Origin of the sequence: Arthrobacter sp. NPDC089319, from assembly GCF_040684925.1 — a bacterium.
In the GTDB taxonomy this organism is placed as follows: domain Bacteria; phylum Actinomycetota; class Actinomycetes; order Actinomycetales; family Micrococcaceae; genus Crystallibacter.
The window spans coordinates 428,283-450,164 of record NZ_JBFBGZ010000001.1 but is presented as its reverse complement, the minus strand read 5'-3'; the positions used below and the strand labels follow the sequence as shown (position 1 = coordinate 450,164).

Below are 21,882 nucleotides of genomic sequence, written 5' to 3'. Positions count from 1 at the left end.
GCCTAGTGGTCGATGCCTGGCGCTGACCTCGGCGGCGCGCGCTCTGGCCTAGTGGTCGATGCCTGGCGCTGACCTCGGCCGGCGCGCGCTCTGGCCTAGTGGTCGATGCCTGGCGCTGACCTCGGCGGCGCGCGCTCTGGCCTAGTGGTCGATGCCTGGCGCTGACCTCGGCCGGCGCGCGCTCTGGCCGCCGCGCCGGGGCTAGTCGACGTCGGCCGGCTCCAGAGCCAGCTGCTGCTTCACCGTCTGGGCCAGTTCCTCGGCGGTGGCCTGCGCCGTCGCCATGTCGGCGGCCTCCACCATCACGCGGACCACGGGCTCGGTGCCGGACGGACGCAGCAGCACCCGGCCGGTCTCGCCCAACCGCGCGGACGCAGCCTCGACAGCAGACTGGAGCGCCTGATTGGTCTTGACGGCGCTCTTGTCGACATCCTTGACGTTGATCAGGACTTGGGGCAGACGGACCATCAGCCGGGACAGCTCGGACAGCGGCTTGCCCGTCTTGGCCAGCTGTGCAGCCAACTGCAGGCCGGTCAGCACGCCGTCACCGGTGGTGGCATAGTCCGAGAAGATCACGTGGCCGGACTGTTCGCCGCCCAGCGAGTAACCGTTGGCGCGCATGTTCTCCAGCACGTAACGGTCGCCCACCGCGGTTTCCTCGATCCGGATGCCCGCTTCCTGCAACGCCAGCTTCATGCCGAGGTTGCTCATGACGGTGGCCACCAGTACGTCGTCCTTGAGCCGTCCCGCATCGCGCAGGGCCAGTGCCAGAATCGTCATGATCTGGTCGCCGTCGATCACCTCACCGCGCTCGTCCACGGCCAGGCAGCGGTCGGCATCGCCGTCGTGGGCAATACCCAGGTCTGCGCCATGCTCGACGACGGCGGCCTGCAGCTTCTCCAAGTGGGTGGAGCCCACGCTGTCATTAATGTTCAAGCCGTCCGGCTCGGCGCCCATCACTACGATGTCGGCACCGGCGGCGCGGAAGACTTCCGGCGAGCAGCCGCTGGCTGCGCCGTGGGCGCAGTCGAGGACTACCTTCAGGCCCTCGAGCCGGACCGGCAGCGTCTGCAGCAGGTGCAGGATGTAGCGGTCCTCGGCGTCGGAGAATCGCTGGATCCGTCCGACGTCTGCGCCCGTGGGCCGCAGACGCGGCTGGGACATTTCCTGCTCGATCGCGTCCTCGACCTCGTCGGGCAGCTTGTGGCCGCCGCGGGCGAAGAACTTGATGCCGTTGTCCGGAGCCGGGTTGTGCGAGGCGGAGATCATGACTCCGAAGTCCGCGTTAAGGTCCCCCACCAGGTAGGCAGCGGCGGGAGTTGGCAGCACCCCGGCGTCAAAGACGTCCACGCCGGAACTGGCCAGACCGGCCTCCACGGCAGAGCTGATGAACTCGCCACTGGCGCGCGGGTCGCGGGCGATCACCGCCGTCGGGCGCTTGCCGCTCTCAACTTGCCGGTGGCCAAGGACCACTGCGGCGGCCTGCGCAACTTCCAGCGCGAGCTCTGCAGTGATCAACCCGTTGGCCAGGCCGCGGACTCCGTCGGTACCAAATAATCTAGACATTGCGAATCATTTTACGGCAGCGTTCCGCGTAGTCGGTTCACAGCGTGTCCGCGGTCACGCGAGCCGCCTCCGGCCCGGTTTACTCGGCGTGTTTCTCGCGAGGCTGTGGCCGCTGCCTGCTCCCGGGTAGGCACGGCGCAGGGGGCTTAAACGGCCGCGAGGCCCCGCAGCAGATGCTGAGGGGCCTCGCGGTGGAAGCACAGGACTTCCGAAGCGGTTTAGCGCTTCGAGTACTGGGGTGCCTTGCGGGCCTTCTTGAGGCCGGCCTTCTTGCGCTCGATGATGCGAGCGTCGCGGGTGAGGAAACCGGCCTTCTTCAGCGTCGGGCGGTTGTTCTCACGGTCGATCTCGTTCAGCGCACGGGCAACACCCAGGCGCAGTGCACCGGCCTGGCCGGACGGGCCACCGCCGTGGATCCGGGCGATGACGTCATATGCGCCTTCCAGATCCAGGATCTTGAACGGATCGTTCACTTCCTGCTGGTGCAGCTTGTTCGGGAAGTAGTTCGCCAGTTCCCGGTCATTGATGGTCCAGTTGCCGGAGCCCGGAACCAGGCGCACGCGGGCGATGGCCTGCTTGCGGCGACCCACGGCAGCTCCGCCGACGGTCAGGGCCGGACGTTCCTTCTTGGCGGTCTCGGTCGCCTCGGAAGACTCCGAGGTGTAGCTGGTGAGGGCTTCGCCCTCAGCAGCAGTGTTCAGCTCTTCAGCCACGATTCTCCTTGAATTAAGTTTCTAGTGGTGGCCGGCGCTACTGGGCGACCTGGGTGATTTCGAAGGTCTTCGGCTGCTGGGCAGCGTGCGGGTGCTCGGCACCCTTGTAGACCTTCAGCTTGGACAGCTGCTGGGCAGCCAGGGAGTTCTTCGGCAGCATGCCCTTGATAGCCTTCTCAACCGCGCGCACCGGGTTCTTCTCCAGCAGTTCGGCGTAGTTGACGGAGGACAGGCCACCCGGGTAACCGGAGTGGCGGTAGGCACGCTTCTGTTCGAGCTTGGCGCCGGTCAGGGCAACCTTCTCAGCGTTGATGATGATGACGAAATCGCCCATGTCCATGTGAGGAGCAAAGGTCGGCTTGTGCTTTCCGCGCAGCAGTGTTGCGGTCTGGCTGGCAAGACGACCGAGGACAACGTCGGTGGCGTCAATGACGTGCCACTGGCGGTTGATATCGCCGGGCTTCGGAGTGTACGTACGCACGGTTTTTGCCTTCGTTTGGTGTTCTAAGGTAGCGGCGCATTCTTCACAGAACGCACGCGCAAAGTTGGTGATGCGCTACCGGAACTTCAGGTGAGGACTGAAATCTAACCAGTGGCCCAGAGTGTCTCGGCTATTTCCGTGGATCAGGTTGGCCCTGCAACCGGGCCGTCTCACGGACATAGCGTATCGAGGTTGGACACGCACAACGACGATTAAGATTATCCTGCCACGCCGGTTAGGTCAAAAAAGACAATAACGACGGCGGTGCCGCGCCCCGGTGCGCCCCTCCGAGCTGTTCGCCAACGGTCGGACGCCGCCGTTCTCGGCGTGGCCGGCGTCCGGAAGTCAGTGTCAGTGAGCCGGCGTCCGCGAGTCTGTGCCGGTGAGCCGGCGTCCGCGAGTCTGTGCCGGTGAGCCGGCGTCGTGCAGGCGATGTCAGCGAAGCGACGGCGATGCCGGCTAACGCGAACCGCCCTTGGCCGGCCTGGCGTGGAGGTCAGCTCCCGCTGGACTCGGTGGTGCCGGCAACATTCAGGCCCAGCAGGGCCTTGATGCGCTCTTCGGCTTCCGGCCCGCTCTGCGCGGCAGCCACATTGGCTTCGCTGACGGCCTGGACCACTTCGTCGCGCTGGATTTTCACGCCGCGCGGTGCCTCGATGCCGAGGCGGACGCCGTCCCGGCGGGCGTCCAGCACGGTGATGACAATGTCGTCACCGATCAGGATCCGCTCTCCGGGTTTACGTGTCAGCACCAGCACCCGTCAACTCTATCGCAGGAAAATCACGGATCTGCCGGGTCACGGCGTGACCTGGTGGCGTGGTAAATCAATTAAGCGGAAATCGGCCTGGGCGTGCCGGAGCCCGAGCCCACCGGCAGATGGGGCGTCAGAGCCGTGCGGCCTCGGACGGCGCCCCGTCTATCCAGCCGACGGGCACACCCAAGGTGTTGACGGTCTTCGGCGTGCTGGTGTGCCTGCTTCCGGTCACGGCAAGTCCGTCGGGAACAACAACACGCTGCACCGCCTGCACCCAGCGATCCGTGTCCTCGGCCTTGCGCCCGGCGTCCACGGCAAGCCAAATCTGGTCCGCCCCCAGTGCGGGCAGGATCGCGAGCATCTCCAGGGTCGGCGTGAGCGTCTGGCCCAACCCGAACGCCACGAACACGCTCTGACCCCGTTCCACTCCGCGGGCGCGGGCACCGATGGCGCTGTTGCGGTCCCGCACCGGCCGCCTGACATCTGCGGCGTGCGCGCCGGCCATCCTGACCGTGTTCCCGCCGCTGGAGATCCAATCCGCGGCCTCCGACGGCGCCCCGTTGACGGCAGGCGCTGCGGCGGCCATGGAATTTGCCGCCTCTAAGGCATTGCTGCCTTGGCCAATTACCAGCACCAGGTCTCCGGGCCCGTAAAGCGGCGAGGGAATGATCGGCGCAGCAGCCGATCCCGGTCCAGATCCAGGTCCCGGCCCCGGTCCCGGTCCCGGAGGCAGGTGCGCCTCGTCAGGTTCCCCCGTTGCTGCGCCATGCAGTACCCCGCTGACGACGACGGTGCCCGCCAGGACGTCCGTATGGCTGGCCGCCTCTGGCCCGGCGGGTGCGCCGGTAGACGCAGCGAGAGTCCCAACCGATGGAGCGGCAGTTCCAGCAGGCGCAGCCGGCGTCCCCGCAGTTGCGGCGTCCAGTTCCTCACCCAACACGGTCGGCCCGGGCTCTGGCACGGTGTCGGCTGCGGGCTTCGCGTCGGTCCGGCGCCGCCCAAAACCGGGCCGTGCAGGGGTCGGCGCGGCACCCGCCGGCGCAGCATCGGAGGCCGGAGGGCCAGCCTCAGGCCGAGTTGTTGCCGGCACGCCAGCCTCGGGTTCCGCGCCCTCCAGCTTGGCGCCCTTGGGCAGCCGGGTGGGCCGGGCGGTGTTGAACGTGAGGTTGTCCATAATGACCGCGAACTGGTCCGTGTGCGTGGACACGTGCAGCTCAGGCGCCTTGCCGTGGGTCCGGGAGCTATGCATCTGGGACTCGGCGTGCTCGGCGTCCGCCAGCAGTGCGGCGATGCCCGCGCGGGCCTTCTGGTCCAGCGCATGCTGGCCGCGCATCGGCGGGGCGGGAAGTTCCACGGTGACTTCGTAGTGCTCGCGGGCGAAGAAGCCGCGGATGCCGCCGACGGTTACCTTCTCCGCGGCGACAATCCTCGCGTCGGGTCCGTGCTCGGCCAGGACCTGGGCTTTGAGTTCCTGGAGTGAAGCGCCCTTAAGCTGCAGCCGTCTGGCCGACACGCACTACCCCCACGGTCTCGATCTTTACGTTGGCGGAGGTGACCTCCTGGTAGGACAGTACCGGAAGTCCGCCGGACTGCGCCGAGACCAGCCGCCGGATGGCCGGGCGGAGCGCAGGTGCGCAGACCAGCACGGCGGTAAGCCCGTTGGCTTCCACTTTCTCCAGGGCCTCCCGCAACGAGGCCAGCACGGCTTCGGTCCGGTCGGCCGAGAGCAGGATCTGCGTACCCAGTTCGGACGGCCGCATGCCCTCCAGCATGGACTGCTCCAGCGTGGGATCGATCATGATGACCCGCAGCAGTTGCCCGTCCAGGTACTGCGCGGTCAGGGCCGGCCCCAACGCCTGCCGTGCGGCCTCGATCAGCCCCTCCGGATCGGTGGACGACTTGGCCTTGAGCGCCAACGCTTCGTAGATGCGCGGCAGGTCGTTGATCGGGATCTGCTCCGCCAACAGTCCCTGCAGCACCCGTTGGACCTCGGCTAACGAGAGCAGCGACGGGGTGAGTTCGTCGACGGCGGACGGGTTCACGGACTTCACGCCCTCGGTCAGCACACGCACGTCCTCGCGGGTCAGCAGCCGGGCCGCGTTGGCCGAGATCAGCGAGGACAGATGTGTCACCAAAACCGAGACCCGGTCGATCACGGTCGCTCCGGTCATCTCCGCGCTGTGCCGCATCTCCGCCGGAACCCACTTGCCGGCCAGCCCGAACACCGGCTCCACCGTGGCGATGCCCGGCAGCGAGTCCAGGTTGTCGCCCAGCGCCAGCACCTTGCCGGCCGGGGCCTCGCCGCGGCCGGTCTCCACGCCGGCAATCCGGATGGCGTAGGTGGACATCGGCAGGTCGATGCTGTCGCGAGTGCGCACCGGCGGCACCACAATGCCCAGTTCCATTGCGATCTTCCGGCGCAAGGCCCGCACCCGGGCCAGCAGGTCGTCCGATGCGCCGGAGACCAGGTCCACCAGGTCAGGTGCCAGCTGGATCTCCAGCGCATGCACCCGCATCTGCTCGATCAGGTCCTCGGTAGTCTCCGAAGCGGCAGCCGGCGGACCAGCTTCGGCGGCAGCGGCGTCGTCGTGCTTGGCTTTGGCCGCCTCCGATGCCTTGAGCCGTTGCGCCATGAAAATCAGGAACGCGCCCACCAAAATGAACGGGATCTTGGGCATACCCGGGATCAGGGCGAGGAGAATGGCCGCGCCGCCGGCGATCATCAACGCCTGCCGGGACTGGGTCAGCTGGTCGGACGCATCCGAGCCCATTTCCGAGTCCGCGTTGGACCGTGTAACCACCATGCCGGTGGAGACCGCCATCAGCAGCGCCGGGATCTGTGTGACCAGGCCGTCTCCGATGGTCAGCAGCGTGTAGGTGCTGACCGCCTCGCCGATCGGCATGCCGCGCTGCAGCATGCCGATGGCGATGCCGCCGACGATGTTGATGATGATAATGATGATGCCGGCGATCGCGTCGCCCTTAACGAACTTGGACGCACCGTCCATCGCGCCGTAGAAGTCGGCCTCGGCGGACACCGCGGCACGGCGTTCGCGGGCCTGCACGTCGGTGATCAGGCCCGCGTTCAGGTCGGCGTCGATCGCCATCTGCTTGCCGGGCATCGCGTCCAGCGTGAAGCGCGCGCCCACCTCGGCCACCCGCTCGGCGCCCTTGGTGACCACCACAAACTGGATGACCACCAGGATCAGGAACACCACCGCGCCGATGATGATCGAACCGCCCACCGCCACGTGCCCGAAGGCCTCGATCACCTGCCCGGCGTACCCGTCGCCCAGCACCAGCCGGGTGGACGCCACGTTCAGGCCCAGCCGGAACAGCGTGGCCACCAATAGCAGCGACGGGAACACGGAGAAGTCCAGCGGCTTCTTCACGAACATGGTGGTCAGCAGGATCACCAGCGCCAGCAGAATGTTCACGATGATCAGCACATCCAGCAGCCCGGCCGGGATCGGCACCACCAGCAGCAGGATGATGCCCACCACGCCCATGGGGACAGCGAGCTTGGAGAGGTTGCGGTTCATCAGTCACCTCCAGGCGACGGTAAGGACAGGGCACGGCGGCCCTGCCGGGTTGAAGCATGGGCGGCAGCATCGGCATCGGTCATCGCCGGCTCCGCCATCGTGTGGACCCCGAGGGCAGCGCCGCGGGCTTTCAGGCTCATCACGAAGGCCAGCACGCGGGCCACGGCGTTGTAGAGCTCCAGCGGAATTTCCTGCCCGATTTCGCACGCCGCGTGCAGCGCCCGCGCCAGCGGCACGTCACGCACCACCGGCACGTGCGTGGTCTCCGCTTCCTCGCGAATGCGGGCCGCAATCAGGCCGGCACCCTTGGCCACCACGCGCGGCGCGGACTTGCCCGGTTCGTATTTCAGCGCCACTGCGTAGTGCGTTGGGTTCACCAGCACGACGTCGGAGCCTCCCACCGCGGCAATCATGCGGTTGCGGCTCATCGCCAGCTGCCGCGAGCGCCGCTGCGACTTGATCAGCGGATCGCCTTCGGAGTTCTTGTTCTCGTCCCGGACTTCCTTCTTGGTCATTCGGGTCTTCTTCCGGTTGCGCCGCATCACCACCATCACGTCCAGCGCGGCCAGGATCAGGCCGGCGATGATCGCCGTCTGCAGCAGTCCGACGGTGCCGGCGCCGGCGGCGTCGAGCAGCGAGGTGACAGAGAGCCCGCCGGCGGTCATCAGCACCGGGACCAGTCCCTGCACCACGAAGTACAAGGCAAGTCCCACCACCACGGTCTTCAGCAGCGCCTTCACACCCTGCCAGAGCGCCTGCATGCCGAACACCTTTTTGAGCCCGTTGACCAGGTTGAACTGTTGGGTTTCCGGCTTGAACTTCTTCCAGTGGATGCCGCCCTGCAGCGCCGCGCCGGCGATGATTACGGCCACCACGGCCAGGAACATCGGCGTGAGCGTGTACATGATGGTGCCCAGCCCATCCTCCAGCGCCTTGACCACCAGCGCCGGATCCGGCGACGCGATCATCCGCGTGACGGTAAACATCTGGTCGGTGCCGGCCTGCGAGGCGCGGTCGATGGTCATCGGCAGCATCACCGCGGCAGCGCCGATGCCCAGCCAGGCGGTCAGGTCCTGGGACTTGGAGAGCTGGCCCTTTTGACGGACCTCCTTCATCCGCTTGGGCGTGGCTTGCTCTGTCCGTTCTTCGGAGGTTTCCTGCGACACCTAGCCCACCCCCGTCAGCGCCGTCACGGCCTGGCCGGCCAGGGACGAAACAATCCGCGGCAGCGCCACGAACACCACTCCGCCCAACATCAGGGTCAGGAAGATCTTCAGCGGAAAGCCCAGCGCAAACGCGTTCAGCGCCGGGGCCACGCGGGTGAGCAGGCCCAGACCGGCGTCGGCCAGGAACAGCACCACCAGCAGCGGCCCGGCAATCTGCACCGCGGCCAGGAACATCTGGGTCACGCCGGTGATCATCACTTGCACGGGCTCGGCCAGGTTCACTCCCCCGCCCAGCGGAAGTGCGGTGAAGCTGCGCGCCAGCCCGCCAATAATCAATTGGTAACCGTCGGAGGCAAACAGCAGCGCCAGCGCGGCCATCTGGAACAACCGGGTGAACTGGGCGCCGTTGACCATGGACTGCGGATCGAACGCCTGCGCCATCGAGAAACCGCCGAACAAGTCGATCAGCGTGCCCGCGGACTGCACGGCCGAGAACACGATGAACACCAGGAAACCCAGCAGCGCGCCCACCAGGATCTCCAGCACCAGTGCCCCGAAAAACCCGGCGGTGCTCAGCGGCTCGTAACCGGTGACCACCCGCGGCGACACCGCCAGCGCCAGCCCGACGCCGAGCATGGCCTTGATCCGGGCCGGAATGGCGCCGTACGAAAACGGCGGGGCTATGAGCAGGAAAGCCACCATGCGGACTCCCGCCAGCATGGTGGCCTCGATCCATGCCTGGTCGAGCGGGATGTTCATTATCCGCCGCCGAGCAGGCCGGGGATTTTCTCGAACATTTCCTGGGTGAAGGAGACCATCTCGGAGATCATCCAGTGCCCGCAGACCAGCAGCGCCACCGCCACGGCCACGGCCTTGGGCACGAAGGACAGCGTGATCTCCTGGATCTGGGTCATGGACTGCACCAAGGAGACGGCGAAGCCGACCACCAGCGCGGTGACCAGCACCGGGGCGGAGAGTTTGGCGGCGATCAGCAGGCCCTGCAGGCCGATGTCCAGGACGGCGTTTGTATCCACAGCTAGGTACCGTAACTTCCGACCAGGGCGGTGATGATCAGGCCCCAGCCGTCCACCAGCACGAAGAGCAGGATCTTGAACGGCAGCGAGATCATCACCGGCGGGAGCATCATCATGCCCATCGACATCAGCGCCGAGGCGACCACCAGGTCGATCACCAGGAACGGCACGAAGATGACGAACCCGATAATGAACGCGGCACGCAGTTCCGAAATCATGAACGCCGGGATCAGGGTCTGCAGCGGCACGTCCGCCGGGTTCTCCGGGTTGGGCAGGTCCGCGGCCCGCATCATCAGGGCCAGGTCTTCCTGCCGGGTATGCGCCAGCATGAAGTCCTGCAGCGGCGCGGCGGCGGCCGAGATGGCGTCCGTGAACGTCTCGGTCCCTTCCATGTAGGGCTGGACGCCGAGCTCGTTCACCTGGGTCAGCACCGGCCACATGATGAACAAGGAGAGGAACAGGGCCAGCCCGGCCAGCACCTGGTTCGGCGGGATCGAGGGCAGGGACAGCGCGTTCCGTGTCATCGCCAGCACCACGAAGATCTTGGTGAAGGACGTCATCATCAGCAGCAGTGCCGGGGCCACCGAGAGCAGCGTGATGCCCAGCAGCGTGATGACGGCCGACGACGGCGTGCCGTTGGGACCGTTGATCTCCACAGAGAACCCGCCGTCACCATCCGGCGAGCCCGGTTCCGTTGGTGCCAGCGGGTCGACCGGCGGCACCGGGGCGACCGGCGACGCGAAAGCCGAAGGGGCGTTAAGCAGGGCGGCGGCTACGGCAAAAAGCACTGCCAGCAGTAATGCCAGGAGTGCTGCGGTGGCCAGACGGGGCCAGCGGCCTGCCGTCGGGGCCAGAGTGCCGGTGATGCTCAACGCGAACGGACCTGCTTCAGTGCTTCGGCCGTCTGCTTCCACGTGGACGGGGACAGAATGGAGCCGGCCAGCGGGGAATCCGGCACCTGTTCCTGCCAGCCGGCGGCCCGGGAGGCCCGGCGGCCGGTGCGTTCGGAGCGGCGCCCGCCCTCGATCGGGTACAGGCCGGCGTGCCGCAGCGGAATGACATCCGTCTCCTGGCCCGGCTCGTCAAAGGTTGGGACTTCGAATTCCTGCTCGACGGACGGCTGGTCGTAGCCGTGCGTGTCCGCATCCATCGGCATCTGCACGGCGGCGCGACGGGCCGCACGGCGCGGGACATCGGTGGAGCCGGCGGGGGAAGCAGCTGAGCTGCCCGCTACCGCGGCATCGAACGGGTCGAAGGCGTCGCCGGCGGCAGATGCCGCGGCACGGCGGGGCGAGGCACCGCCGTCGTACTGTGCGGCTGACTGGGGTGTTGACCGGGCTGCTGCCTGGCCGGGGCCCGCGGCGCGCGCCGGGGCGCGGCCAGCGGCTGGGTCCTTGCCAGCCGCCCGGCCGGTGGCCAATTCCAGCAGCCGGGCGAAGCTGTCCGACGCGGTCTGCGGAGCCCTGTGGGCGGGCTGCGACTCTTCCTCCACCGGCGCCTCGCGGGTGTCGAGAACATTCACGGCCTGGTCAGTCACACCCAGCAGGAAACGCTGGCCGTCGGCGTCCACCACCACAACCGAAGCCTTCGGGCCGATGGTTTGACGTTCCACCACCCGCACCAGCTTGCGGGCGCCGGTGCGGGCGCCGCGGCTGAAGCGGCGCTGCAGCACCCAGAGCAGTCCGAGCACCACGGCCAGCGAGAGCGCTACCCGCAGGGCGAGGACAACGGTCTCCATTTAGAGGAGTCCTTCGGGCACATCGAGGATCTTGGTGATGCGCACGGCGTAGTCCTGGTCGACGACGACAACCTCGCCGTGCGCGATCAGGCGGCCGTTGAGCAGCACGTCCGCGGGGGCGCCAGCCGAGCGGTCCAGTTCAATCACACCGCCCGGTTCGAGGTTCAGCACATCGCGCACGGACATCCGCGTGCGGCCGATCTCCACGGTCAGCGCCATCTCCACGTTGTTGATGCGGCCCAGCTTGGCCAGCACAGACTCGTCCACACCGCTCCCGGCAGCATTCTCGCGCAGCCGGATGGCGAACCAGCCGCCGGCCTCGCCGTCGCCGCCGGTCAGCTTGAAGACGGCTGCTTCCGGATCGGAGAACAACGTTGCGGCGTTGGCCACGTGCGCCTCCCCCAGCACGCCGGCGCCGAGCACCGACGTGGCAGCTTCCAGCGCCGGACGCAGCAAGTCCGCGGCGGAAACCAGCGGGGAATCGGTACCGGCAGCGGCGGCTAGCGCGGCCTGGTCGGCCACGACCAGCGCCACATCGGCCGAGGTGCCGCCCACGAAGGAACCGACCACGGCGGAGGCTACCTGTCCGGGCAGCGGCCCGCCCTCGTCCTGGCGCACCGCGTAGAGCGGAGTATTGGTGGGCAGCAGTCCGAGGAGCGCGTCGGCGGCAGCAGCCTGCAGGGTCTGGGTCTGTGTCATCGGGCGTTCTCCTCGGTTGTAACAATGACTCCGGCCAGGCGGTTGCCGTTGGCGCCGACCGCGGCATGGGCCAGACATTCGCCGTTGATGGCAACATCCAGCGGGCGGTGCTGCGGATGCGGCAGCGGCAGCAGATCGCCCACGGACAGGTCCAAAACCTGGCCCGGACGGACGCGCATGGGAGCGAACTGCAGCGACACATCCACCGGGATCTGCACCAGTTGGGTCTCCAGCAGTTTGCGGGCGTTGGCCGGGCTGCTCAAGGCGAACGAATCGCGCAATTGGGTCAGCAGGACCTCGGCCGGGATAGCCACGGTGGCCGGTGCGGACAGATCGCCCACGCGGATCTCAAACGTGGCCACGATCATCAGGTCATTCGTGGCAGCGGCCTGGGCGAACTGCGAGTTGTAGTGGATCTGGTCCAGGCTGATCGGCGTGGTCAGCAGCGAGCCGAGCGAGTAGCGCAGGTCCTCCAGCGCATCTTCCATCAGCCGGCTGACCAGTGCCTGTTCAATCTGGGTGAACTTGCGGTCCGGGTAGTTGTGGGTGCCGTTTCCGCCCAGCATGTGGTCCACCCAGGTCATCGCGGCCTTGGTGGGGAACTGGAGCACCGCCTTGCCGGTGATGTCATCCAGGGCGCAGAGCACCATGGCGGTACTGGCCGGCAGCGAGGCCGCGTACTCATCGTAGGTCTGCATCTGGACCTGCTCAGAGGTCACCGTGCAGATCACCCGGACCTTTGCGGTCAGCTGGGTGCCCCACTGGCGGGCGAACGTTTCGAAGGCCAATTCCAGCACGCGCGAATGCTCGCGCGCCAGAGTGGTTGGCCTCCGGAAGTCGTACACTTCGACGGCTCTGGCCGGCTTTTCGGGCGCGCTAGATTGCGCATGTTCCTGGACCGTCACAGCAGGCACTATCGGCAGCTAAATCGCGGACGTTAGGAGTCCGCGAGATGTGGTGCATTGGGGTTGACTGATGGTCCCCGCCCCAGGCGCCGGATGCTGGCTGCGCGCCTATTGCGGCCAGCAGCGCAGCCCCTCAGTGGTCGCCGGCTTTCCCGCCCGGCGCCGGTGCGTAGGTGGCGCTCGGTGCCGGACCGACGGAGCCGTTGTCGCCGGTGACGACTGTGCCCCCACCGGAGCCTCCGCCGGGCTCGCCGGACACCCGCTCGGCCGAATGGCCTTCGGAGCCTTCAGCCTTCGCCGCCTCGGCCGCGGCTTTTTCTGCCGCGTCGGCTTCGGCAGCCTTCTGGACAGCTTCCGCCCGATCGGCGGCAGCCTCCTTGGCGGCACCGGCAGGGTCCTTGATCACTTCGGGCATCAGGTTCCGGATGGCTTCGGGCTGCCCGGAGAGCACCACAATGTCGACGCGGCGGTTCATCGCCAGATCCTCATCGCTCCCGCTGGCCTTCAACGGCCTAGACTCGCCGAACCCCACGGCCGAGATCCGATTCGATTTCACCCCGCTGTCCTCCACCAGATGCCGCAGCACATTCACTGCCCGCTCGGAGGAAAGTTCCCAGTCCAGGGCCCCGGGATCAAGATGGCGCACCTGCGCCGTGTGTCCTTCAACCTTCAGTTCGTAGCCGACAGGCTTCAGTACCGGGCCCACCACATTGAGGATCTTGATGGTCTGCCGCGTGAGTACCGGTGAGTCCGGCTCGAAGAACGTCTCGCTGCCGATCAGGCGGACGGTCAGGCCGCGCTCATCCAGTTGGAAGCGGACAGCCTTTTCCAGTCCTTCTTCCTGCAATCCCTTGGTGATCTTCTCCTGGATGCTCCGCAGGTCGTTGACTTCCTGGATGGCCAGGTCCAGATCGGTCTTCTGCTCGCCTTCGGTGTCCTCATCGGCGTCACCGGCGGTGAACCCCTGGCCGTCTTCGTCGATGAGTTCCGGTGGCACCACTACACCCTCAGCCGTATCAACGGTCTGGGTACGGACCACTCCAAAGCCGGTGGCCAGGGAATTGGCCAGTTGCTGGAACTTGGCCGCATCCACCGTGGACATGGCGAAAAGCACGATGAACATGCACATCAGCACGGTGACCATGTCCATATACGAGGCCATCCAGCGCTCGTCCGGGTGCTCGTCCTCTTCCTCGCCTAGCGGACGGCGCGGCCGTCGGGACTTCATGCCGCTCTGGCCTCGGGCTTGTCGTCGGACTTGCCGGACTTGCCTTCCTTGGCCGGCTTGCCGGTGCCCATCTCATGTGCAGGAACCATGGCCCGCAGCCGTTCCCCCAGCAGTCGAGGCTGGCTACCGGCCTGCACGGCCAGCATGCCTTCCATCAGCAGGGTCAGACGCTCGGTTTCCAGGTCGGAGAGGCGCTTCAGCTTGCCGCCGATCGGCAGCCAGATGAAGTTGGCTGAGAGCAAGCCCCACAGCGTTGCCACGAACGCCGTCGCAATCATCGGTCCGAGCGTGTCCGGGGTAGAGAGGTTTTCCAGAACGTGGGTCAGCGACACGACTGTGCCGATGATGCCGATGGTCGGCGCGTAACCGCCCATGCTCATGTAGAACTTAGACGACTGGCGATCGGCACGTGCTTTCGTACTGATTTCGTCTTCGAGGAGGATCCGCAGTTCCTCGCCGTCGGTGCCGTCGGCAATGTTCTGCAGCGCCCGCTGCATGAACGGATCCTTCTCCTCGGTAGCCTCTGCATCAAGTGCCAGCAGGCCCTCGCTGCGAGCCTTCTCGGCCAATTCGACCACCCGGTCAATGACTACCTGCGGCTTCGCCACCTTGCCGGTAAAGGCCCGCGGCAGCGTCTTAAGCGCTTGGAGGCCGTCCTTGAGCGTGGTGCTGGCCAGACCCACGGCAATCGTGGCACCGAAGACCAAGATCATGGGGGCAGGGATGAGGAGCGCCTCAACGTGTGCACCCTCGAGGGTGATCATGGCGTAGAGCGAGCCGAAGGCCAGCAGGAGGCCAATAAGTGTTGCGGGATCCATTTACGTATTCCTAGGGCGCAGCGGCACAGTGTTATCGGAGTCCCCGGAGTCGTCGCCGGAGGCGGGTGCCGTAGGGGGCACAAGGCCGAGTTGGGGGTGGCTGTGCTGGTGGACTGAAGGCGGCAAATCGCGGGCCAGATGCAGCACGTAGGCGCGGTAACTGGCGATCATCTCGATGACCTGGCTCATCGTCTCGGTGACGATGTACTTTGCACCGTCCACCATCACCAGCGTGGTGTCCGGGTTGGCGTGGATGCGCTCAATCAGGTCAGGGTTGACCGCAAACTGGCTGTCATTCAGCCGCGTTACTACGATCATCAGCCCATCCCAGGTTTCTCGAGGGCTCCGGTGAGCCGCTACCTACTACCTTCGACCGCGCGCGCCCGACGGTTAGCTAAGCGGGCTGGTTGTCAGATGTGTCACTCTGCGCTGGCGGGCCAGAACACCCCGTTCCTGCCGTTGCTCGACACCTTGATTACCCGATAACAAGTGTTGCTCAAGCAGCGATGGCAGGGACCGCCCCTCCCCTTTTGCGCGGCGCCCGCATCGCACCAAAGGCATCAGGTACCGCAGGGACCAACTTCTCTGAGTGGGGTGTGGAGTGGTTGGGGCGGGATGTGGGTTTGCCAGTACGTGTTTCGTAGCGGTCTGCGGTCGGGGTCGATGTAGTCGGGAGGGGTGAACCACGGGATCCCGTCTGCAACGTTGATTTCCCAGTTGCCTTGCTCGATCAGGTCGTGGTGGAGGCCGCAGAGGCAGACTCCGTTGTTAACGTCGGTGCGGCCGCCGGCCCACCAGGGCACGATGTGGTGTGCTTCGGTCCAGACCGCGGGCATGGTGCATCCCGGAAAGGCACACCCTTTGTCCCGGATCAGGAGTGCACGGCGGATCGCGCGGTTGAAGAACCGCTGCGAGCGGCCCAGATCCAGGACCTCCCCCTTTGAGCCGAGAATGGCGGGGATGATTTCGGCATCGCAGGCCATCCGGCGCACCGTTTTCGCCGACACCGGCCCGTTGAACACCGCGCTGCCGCCGCCCGAGAGCAACCCAGCCAGCTGTTCATAGCCGGCCGTGACCATCACCTGCGTGCGGTGCCCGCCCGAGTCCGGGAGCTGGCCGGTGTTCAGCGCGATCCGGCAAGCACCGACCAAGCCGGCCAGCAGCTTTTGCGCCCTGGTGAAGTCGTCCATTCCCGCAACGACCGCCGGATCCGCCGCGCCGCCAGGTGACTCTGCTTCCACAAGGTCGCCACCTTCCGCTCGCAGCGGAGTGGACGAGGCGGAGCCTATCCCGGTGTAGTTGGCGTTTTCGCTTCCAGCTACCGCCGCAACGCCGGTCCCGGTCTCCGTGGTTCCGCTGTCGCGCGAGCTGTTGGCGGCGGTTTCGATGGCGTCGGATTGGATGCGTGGGTTCGCGGCGCTGTTCATCACCGTGGCGAGGGCTTCGTACTGGTCGTCGGTGGTGTTGATGACGAACTGGTGCAAGCCGCGCCGGCGTCCGCGGTAGAACATGCCCTGCCGGGACCGCAGTTCCTCGTCTGAGGGCGCGGCGCCGTCCTGATCGACAGCTGTTTCCCAGGTCTTCGCGACAATCGCCAGCGTGTCGGCGTCGCTCTCGGCAGCCTGTCGGACCAGCGATGACTCCATCGCTTCCAGCGTCGTGGGATCGGCGGCGTGGCGGGCACGGGCGATCGAATCGGTGACCAGGGCCGCGGCGTTGGCGCTGATCTCGCCGGCGGTCATCGCCTCAGCCAGCATCGGCAGCGCCGGGGCGCCGGGTTCACCGTCGAACCGCACCGGCGCGGTCACCACGGCTCCGACCCGCAGCCGTCGCCGCGCTTCGACGATGCCGATCCCCAGCCGGGAGCGCAGATATTCGGCGTTGTTCCGGAACTCGGTCTTCCGCCGGCTCTGCTTCTTCACTTCGGCGCTGCCGACTCCGTTGGCTTGGCTGACCTCGTTACCGTTGGCGGCGGTAGCCCCGGCCGGATTGGCCCACCCCGCAGCACCGGAGGCATCAGGCGCATCCGCAAGGGCACCGGTCCCGGCTGCGGTTTCCCCGTTCGCGGCGATGTCCGCCCGCTCCACCGCATAAGCGCCGGCGGCCTGCAAGAACTCCACGACCTTCGAAACGTCCTCGACCGCCGCCACCGTGCCTGCCAACTCCCGGGTGCTCAGCGAACCGGACCCGGCAGTGAAGCACGCGGCGACATCCTGCAGCACGGCGCGTACCCCGGCGAGAGATTCCTCCATCTCCCCGGTCCGGTCCAACGGTGCGAGTGCCATACCATAATTTTATTCGTACACACCTTCGAATCACCATCGAAACAGCCCAATGTGTAGGGATAGTGGGTGCCTAAACGGCAACCGGCGGTCGGAAGAATACAACGCGCTGGCAACGAAAAAGCGGCCGCCTGCGAACGGTGCAGACGGCCGCTGCAGCTGCCCGCGAACGGTCGGGCAGTTGCACTTCGGTGGTGGCTTATGGGCTCCGAAATATTAGCGCTTCAGGTTTGTCAGTTCCTGCAGCACTTCGTCGGAGGTGGTGATGATACGGGCGTTGGCCTGGAAGCCACGCTGCGCAACGATCAGGTTGGTGAACTCCTGGGACAGGTCCACGTTGGACATTTCCAGCGAGCCGCCGGCCAGCGTGCCGAGGCCGCCTGTGCCGGCAGTGCCCAACTCAACCTGGCCGGAGTTGGCCGTGACGCGGTACGACGACGAACCAGCCTTCTCCAGACCGCCCGGATTAGTGAAGTTGGCCAGCGCTATGCGTCCCACAGCGGCCTGTCGGCCATTGCTAAAGGACCCCATCAGGGTGCCGTCAGATGCCATCGTAAAGGACTCGAGCGCGCCAGCCGCGTAGCCGTTCTGGCTGTCAAGCTTCACGGTGGACATACCGGCGTAACCGGTCAATGTCGCAAGATCGACGGTGATGCCGCCTGAGACAATCGACGTATCGGACGCTGCAGCGAGTGCACCATTTGCGTCGAACGTGACAGTGGCAGTACCGCCTCCGCCTGTCACTACCCATTCTCCAGGGTTTGCCGTCTTATCGAACGTCAGCTGAAGCGTGCTCTTGGTGCCGTCCGCACCAAAAATCTCTATGTCGCGGACCAGCGGCGCGTCTGGGTCTGCAGCCTCCGACGGCAAGTTGCCGCTGACCTTGGCTGTAGTTGTTGCTGATGCCGCGGAGACGGTGGCCGGGGAGAGTTGGATGGTGTTGATCGGCCCACCTACTGGGATATTTCCAGCGGCGTCAGCCATCCAGCCCTGCAGGATCGCGCCATCCGGAGAAACGAGATTGCCGTTCGAGTCCAGTTCAAATGCGCCGGCGCGGGTGTAGAACTGTTCACCGCCCTTGCTGGTGACGAAGAAGCCGTCGCCGGAGATCATCATGTCGGTGGCTTTGCCGGTGGCCTGCGAGGAGCCCTGGGTGAAGTTGGTGGAGATGCCGGCAACCTGCACGCCGAGGCCCACCTGGGCCGGGTTGGTGCCGCCGGCCTGGGCCTGCGGGCCGCCTGCGCCCTGGGTCATCTGGGACAGGGTGTCCTGGAACTGGACCGAGGAGGCCTTGAAGCCGGTGGTGTTGACGTTGGCGATGTTGTTGCCGGTGACATCCAGCATGGTCTGGTGCGAGCGGAGACCGGAGATTCCGGAGTAGAGCGAGCGGAGCATGATCAGCGCCTTTCGGATCGTGGAACGGACGAGTGATTCAGTGACTGGAAAAATCTGTTGCTTGCAAAAGCTGGGTTAGGACACAACAAGTCAGGCGGCGCCCCCACTGGTCCCCGAGCCCTCGGTGCCGGAGCCAACCGAGGAGGCACCGGCGTCGTCAGCGCCTTGACCAGCGCCGGGGTCCCCCGGCGTTGCGGCGTTGATGCCGGCAACCAGATCCAGCGGGATCTCCTTGCCGTCCACGATCACCTGCGGGACCGGCCCGGCGTAGGACACCGAGCTGGCCGTGCCGGTGATCAGGGAGCCGTCCTGGCCGTAGTAGCTCACCTGCTGGCCGACCAGCGCCGCGGCAACGCCGCGCATCTGCAGCGAGAAGTTTTCCTCGCTGGTGGTGGTCATGGTCGCGATGCTCTCCATCATGGCCAGCTGGGTGCTCTGCGAGATCATCTGGTTGGTGTCCATCGGCGAGCTGGGGTCCTGGTTCTGCAGCTGGGTGACCAGCAGGTGCATGAACATCTCGCCGTCCATGGTCTGCTTCGGCGCGCGCGTCGGGGGCGCGGTATACATCCCGGTGGCCGCGACGGGCGTGACTGAGTCGGTGGGCATGGTTCTCCTTGTCTCAGGCCAGCACGTCGAGGCTGGTCGAAATCCCGTAGGGACGTCTCAGGGCTGATGGATCGGTGGTGTCAGCGGCGGCGCCGGCGGATGTTTCCGAGAGCCCGTGCTGGCCTTGCGAACCGCCGGCGGGCCGGCCGTCGGGGCCGAACTGCGTGCCGGGTCGGTCATCGTTCGGCCGGTTCTGGTTGGACAGATCCAGATTCGCGTTCATGCCGGTCGACGCGAGATCGCGCTTCAGGTCGGCCATGATGGCACGCAGGGCGTCGCGGCCCGCGTCGTTCGGCGCGAACAGCTCCACCCGCACACCCTCCCCCGTCACATGGGCGCGAACCGTGACCGGTCCCAGATTGTCCGGCGTGACGCTGATGGTCATCACGTGCTCACCCGGCTTGGCCTGCGCCAAGGTGAACAGCGGCCGGGCCACCTGCGCGGTGAAGGGCAACTGCTGGTGCGGCGGTACTGGAGCGGGCGCCGAGGCCGGAGCCGTCGCCGCGGGTTGGGACACCGGAGCGGGCTGGGCTGCGACCGGAACCTGGCCGTAGGCCGGCAGCTGTTCCGCCTCACCACGGGCACCGTTGGCCGAAGCCGTGGCTGCCACGGCCGCTGCGCTTGCCCCTGCGGTCGCAGCAGCTCCACCCTGAGCCGCGCTGCCCGGGAGCATTTGTCCGGGAAGTACGACGCCGGTGGGCAGCTGTGCAGCTGTGCTCGCCTGCGTGGGTGGCTGGGCGGGGGCGGTCTGCGCGAGCGAACCAGCCGACTGGTTCTGCGGTGCTTCCCCATCGACGGCTGCGGGCGCGGTGGCGGCTAGGGTTCCTGGGGCATCCGCGGCGGACGCGGCGGACGCAGTTGCAGCACCCGGAGAACCGGTTGCGTCCGTGAGGGTGGTGGCTCCGAGAGCATCCGGAGCTGTGCCAGCGCCGACCGGGGCTCCGGTTCCCGGTGCGGCCGGGCCAGTCCCGTCAACGGGGCCGGCAGCAGACTGGCCAGCAGCAACCGCCGTGCCGGCGGCCGCCTGCGGCGCAGCAGCAGTGACCGCGGTCGCCGCACCAGCGGCTGTCCCTGCGCTGCCGGCCGGAGCGGTAAGCGGGTCGGCCCAGTCGCCGGCGCCGCCGGTACCCGCCGTGCCCGCTGTGCCCGCCAACTGGGTGGCCAGCGCACCGGCGGAGGCAGCCGCCGTCGGCGTTCCAGCAGCTTCACCCATCGCGGGAGCACCAGTTGCGGCGTCGCCAGCCAACAGGGTTTGACCGCCAGCCAGCGGCCACACCGCAGGGACGCCGAGGTTCTGCATCGCAGCAGCGGTTCCGTCAACGGCTTTAGTGTCGCCAGCGGCGGCGGACGGCCCGGTCGTTGCCTGATCGCCGGCTCCAGGCTGCATCGCACCAGTGCCAGTCTGGGCCGCCGCAGATCCGGTCTGTCCAGCGGCCCCGGCGGCCGGGGCGCGGCCCCCGGTGGAGGCAGCGGCGTCGTGCTTGGAAGGCTTGTAGGCCGAACCATGCTGGAGCGCGTCCTGCATGGCGGAGTCAAAGCCGGGACCGGAGGAGCGCGAACCGGACGCGTTGGCGCGGGACGGCGAAGCGGAGGGGGCGATGGGAAGGGAGTTCACGGGGAGGCTCATGCTCTCTGTCCTGTCGCCATGGCCGCCTGCGCGGTGGCCAGCAAATCGGTCAGCTGTCCGGAACCGGAGGAGCCCTGGCCATTGAGCAGGGAGGCCAGGCCGGTGTTGCCTGCCTGGCCGGACAGCATGGCGCTGATCGCGCCGGCAGTGCCGTTCTGGCCCGTCAGCACCGAGCCCAGCCCGGTGGACGTGGAGAGCTGCGCGGCGCCGATCAGTTCGGTCAGCGCGCGCTGCTGGTCGGCGGTCGGTGCAGTTGAGCCGGAAGCAGCTCCGGCGGTGTCAACACCGCCAGCGGCCTGGACCGTTGGCTCATCGGGCAGGATGCGGCGGATGGTGGTGATGTTGGAGTCGTTCTCCCACGCGTCACGGACCTTGATGGTGTCGCCGGGCTGCGGGGCATCGATGGCCTTGCCGTTGCCCAGGTAGATGGACACGTGGCCGCCGTCGAAGCTGAAGAGGAGGTCGCCGGGCTTGGCGTCGGCCATCGAGGCTACCGGGGTTCCTTCCTTCATCTGGTCCCAGGTGACCCGCGGCAGGTCGATGCCGACGTCGCGGAAGGCGTGCTGCACGAAGGAGGAGCAGTCCAGCCCGACGGAGGCATCGTTGCCGCCCCAGACGTAGGGCAGGCCCACGTACTTCTCGGTGGCAGCGATCAGTTCGGCGGCGGTTCCGCTCGCGGCGGTTCCGCTCGCGGCGCCCGCAATCCCGGCCGTGCCGGCGGCACCGCCGACCGCCGAGCTGCCCGTGGCGGCGGTGAGCGCGTCGGCAAAGGTGCCGGCCGCGCTGCCGCCGGCGCTGCCGCTGCCGGACGTGCCGGAAGCGGCCTCAGCGGCAACGGCGGGCTGGGTGAGTTGGGTCAGGGTGGACTGGATCTGCTGGATCCGGCCCATCGTGTCGGTCATGCTCATCGTCCGTCACCGCCCCGGCCGCCGATGGACAGCTCGTCCAACACCAGCTGCTCGCGGCGGAGCTCTTCGACGGACTCGGCCTCAAGGTGCCGGGTCTCCAGCTTTTCCAGCCCCACGGACTGCTTGCGCACTGCGAGGAACTCCTGCTGCGCCTGGTGTGCCTCGTGCTGCCGGGTGCGGTCCAGGTTCTCCAGATCGGCCAGCATGCTGCGCGAGGCGGACCGGGCGGCGGCCACGGCGTGCAGCGTGGCGGCGTCGGAGACCTCGCTGATGATCTCGCCGAGCTCGTTCCGGGCAGCCACCACCCGGGCACCGGACTCGCGGGCCCGGTTGTTCGCGGCGGCGAGGTTGCCGGCGGCCTGGTCCTGCTGGAGCTGGCGCAGCCGCAGCAGTCCGGCCAGGGGGAAGGATCGAGCCATC

22 protein-coding genes are annotated in these 21,882 nt (G+C 67.2%); all 22 read right to left on the bottom strand.

Annotated elements, in window-relative coordinates:
• Positions 1–201: 201 nt before the first annotated feature.
• Positions 202–1,566: a phosphoglucosamine mutase gene (glmM, locus tag AB0N75_RS02220; RefSeq protein ID WP_364644400.1), complete on the bottom strand. Its 1,365-nt coding sequence runs from the start codon at positions 1,564–1,566 to the stop codon at positions 202–204.
• A gap of 218 nt (positions 1,567–1,784) precedes the next feature.
• Positions 1,785–2,279: a 30S ribosomal protein S9 gene (gene rpsI, locus AB0N75_RS02215; protein WP_364644397.1), complete on the bottom strand. Its 495-nt coding sequence runs from the start codon at positions 2,277–2,279 to the stop codon at positions 1,785–1,787.
• Between the two features lie 37 nt (positions 2,280–2,316).
• A complete protein-coding gene (gene rplM / locus AB0N75_RS02210) occupies positions 2,317–2,760 on the bottom strand; it encodes a 50S ribosomal protein L13 (RefSeq protein WP_364644394.1) in 444 nt (147 codons plus the stop codon).
• A gap of 496 nt (positions 2,761–3,256) precedes the next feature.
• Positions 3,257–3,517 carry a carbon storage regulator gene (locus AB0N75_RS02205; RefSeq protein WP_364644393.1) on the bottom strand — a complete coding sequence of 87 codons (261 nt, stop codon included), beginning with the start codon at positions 3,515–3,517 and terminating at the stop codon, positions 3,257–3,259.
• 127 nt (positions 3,518–3,644) lie between these two features.
• The gene (locus AB0N75_RS02200; protein WP_364644390.1) at positions 3,645–5,027 is read right to left on the bottom strand and encodes a hypothetical protein; all 1,383 of its coding nucleotides are present in this window, start codon (positions 5,025–5,027) and stop codon (positions 3,645–3,647) included.
• Entirely contained in the window at positions 5,002–7,056 is a 2,055-nt protein-coding gene (flhA, locus tag AB0N75_RS02195) for a flagellar biosynthesis protein FlhA (RefSeq protein ID WP_364644387.1), read from the bottom strand. Before flhA ends, AB0N75_RS02200 begins: the two co-directional genes overlap by 26 nt.
• On the bottom strand, positions 7,056–8,222 hold the full coding sequence (locus tag AB0N75_RS02190) for an EscU/YscU/HrcU family type III secretion system export apparatus switch protein (protein WP_364644384.1): 1,167 nt from the start codon (positions 8,220–8,222) through the stop codon (positions 7,056–7,058). Before AB0N75_RS02190 ends, flhA begins: the two co-directional genes overlap by 1 nt.
• Positions 8,223–8,981, bottom strand: a complete 759-nt coding sequence (locus AB0N75_RS02185) for a flagellar biosynthetic protein FliR (protein WP_364644382.1) — start codon at positions 8,979–8,981, stop codon at positions 8,223–8,225.
• Positions 8,981–9,256, bottom strand: coding sequence for a flagellar biosynthesis protein FliQ (gene fliQ / locus AB0N75_RS02180; protein ID WP_127511122.1), 276 nt, complete (start codon positions 9,254–9,256; stop codon positions 8,981–8,983). Before fliQ ends, AB0N75_RS02185 begins: the two co-directional genes overlap by 1 nt.
• Positions 9,257–9,258: 2 nt before the next feature.
• A complete protein-coding gene (gene fliP, locus AB0N75_RS02175; protein ID WP_364644816.1) occupies positions 9,259–10,062 on the bottom strand; it encodes a flagellar type III secretion system pore protein FliP in 804 nt (267 codons plus the stop codon).
• Between the two features lie 62 nt (positions 10,063–10,124).
• Positions 10,125–10,994 carry a flagellar biosynthetic protein FliO gene (gene fliO, locus AB0N75_RS02170; protein WP_364644379.1) on the bottom strand — a complete coding sequence of 290 codons (870 nt, stop codon included), beginning with the start codon at positions 10,992–10,994 and terminating at the stop codon, positions 10,125–10,127.
• Entirely contained in the window at positions 10,995–11,693 is a 699-nt protein-coding gene (fliN, locus tag AB0N75_RS02165) for a flagellar motor switch protein FliN (RefSeq protein WP_127511120.1), read from the bottom strand. It abuts the gene before it with no gap.
• Positions 11,690–12,538, bottom strand: a complete 849-nt coding sequence (locus tag AB0N75_RS02160; RefSeq protein WP_364644813.1) for a flagellar motor switch protein FliM — start codon at positions 12,536–12,538, stop codon at positions 11,690–11,692. Before AB0N75_RS02160 ends, fliN begins: the two co-directional genes overlap by 4 nt.
• Before the next feature lie 193 nt (positions 12,539–12,731).
• Positions 12,732–13,826, bottom strand: coding sequence for a flagellar motor protein MotB (locus AB0N75_RS02155; RefSeq protein ID WP_364644376.1), 1,095 nt, complete (start codon positions 13,824–13,826; stop codon positions 12,732–12,734).
• Positions 13,823–14,644 carry a MotA/TolQ/ExbB proton channel family protein gene (locus AB0N75_RS02150; protein ID WP_364644373.1) on the bottom strand — a complete coding sequence of 274 codons (822 nt, stop codon included), beginning with the start codon at positions 14,642–14,644 and terminating at the stop codon, positions 13,823–13,825. Before AB0N75_RS02150 ends, AB0N75_RS02155 begins: the two co-directional genes overlap by 4 nt.
• Complete coding sequence (locus AB0N75_RS02145) at positions 14,645–14,962, bottom strand: flagellar FlbD family protein (protein ID WP_364644370.1); 318 nt, start codon at positions 14,960–14,962, stop codon at positions 14,645–14,647.
• 242 nt (positions 14,963–15,204) lie between these two features.
• Positions 15,205–16,929 carry a DUF222 domain-containing protein gene (locus tag AB0N75_RS02140; RefSeq protein ID WP_364644367.1) on the bottom strand — a complete coding sequence of 575 codons (1,725 nt, stop codon included), beginning with the start codon at positions 16,927–16,929 and terminating at the stop codon, positions 15,205–15,207.
• A 213-nt stretch (positions 16,930–17,142) separates the two neighbouring features.
• Positions 17,143–18,321, bottom strand: coding sequence for a flagellar hook protein FlgE (locus AB0N75_RS02135; RefSeq protein ID WP_364644364.1), 1,179 nt, complete (start codon positions 18,319–18,321; stop codon positions 17,143–17,145).
• A 90-nt stretch (positions 18,322–18,411) separates the two neighbouring features.
• Positions 18,412–18,927, bottom strand: a complete 516-nt coding sequence (locus AB0N75_RS02130) for a flagellar hook capping FlgD N-terminal domain-containing protein (protein ID WP_364644362.1) — start codon at positions 18,925–18,927, stop codon at positions 18,412–18,414.
• 13 nt (positions 18,928–18,940) lie between these two features.
• Positions 18,941–20,554: a flagellar hook-length control protein FliK gene (locus AB0N75_RS02125; RefSeq protein WP_364644359.1), complete on the bottom strand. Its 1,614-nt coding sequence runs from the start codon at positions 20,552–20,554 to the stop codon at positions 18,941–18,943.
• Positions 20,551–21,456, bottom strand: a complete 906-nt coding sequence (locus AB0N75_RS02120; RefSeq protein WP_364644356.1) for a C40 family peptidase — start codon at positions 21,454–21,456, stop codon at positions 20,551–20,553. Before AB0N75_RS02120 ends, AB0N75_RS02125 begins: the two co-directional genes overlap by 4 nt.
• A 2-nt stretch (positions 21,457–21,458) precedes the next feature.
• Complete coding sequence (locus AB0N75_RS02115) at positions 21,459–21,881, bottom strand: flagellar FliJ family protein (protein ID WP_364644353.1); 423 nt, start codon at positions 21,879–21,881, stop codon at positions 21,459–21,461.
• Position 21,882: the final 1 nt, after the last annotated feature.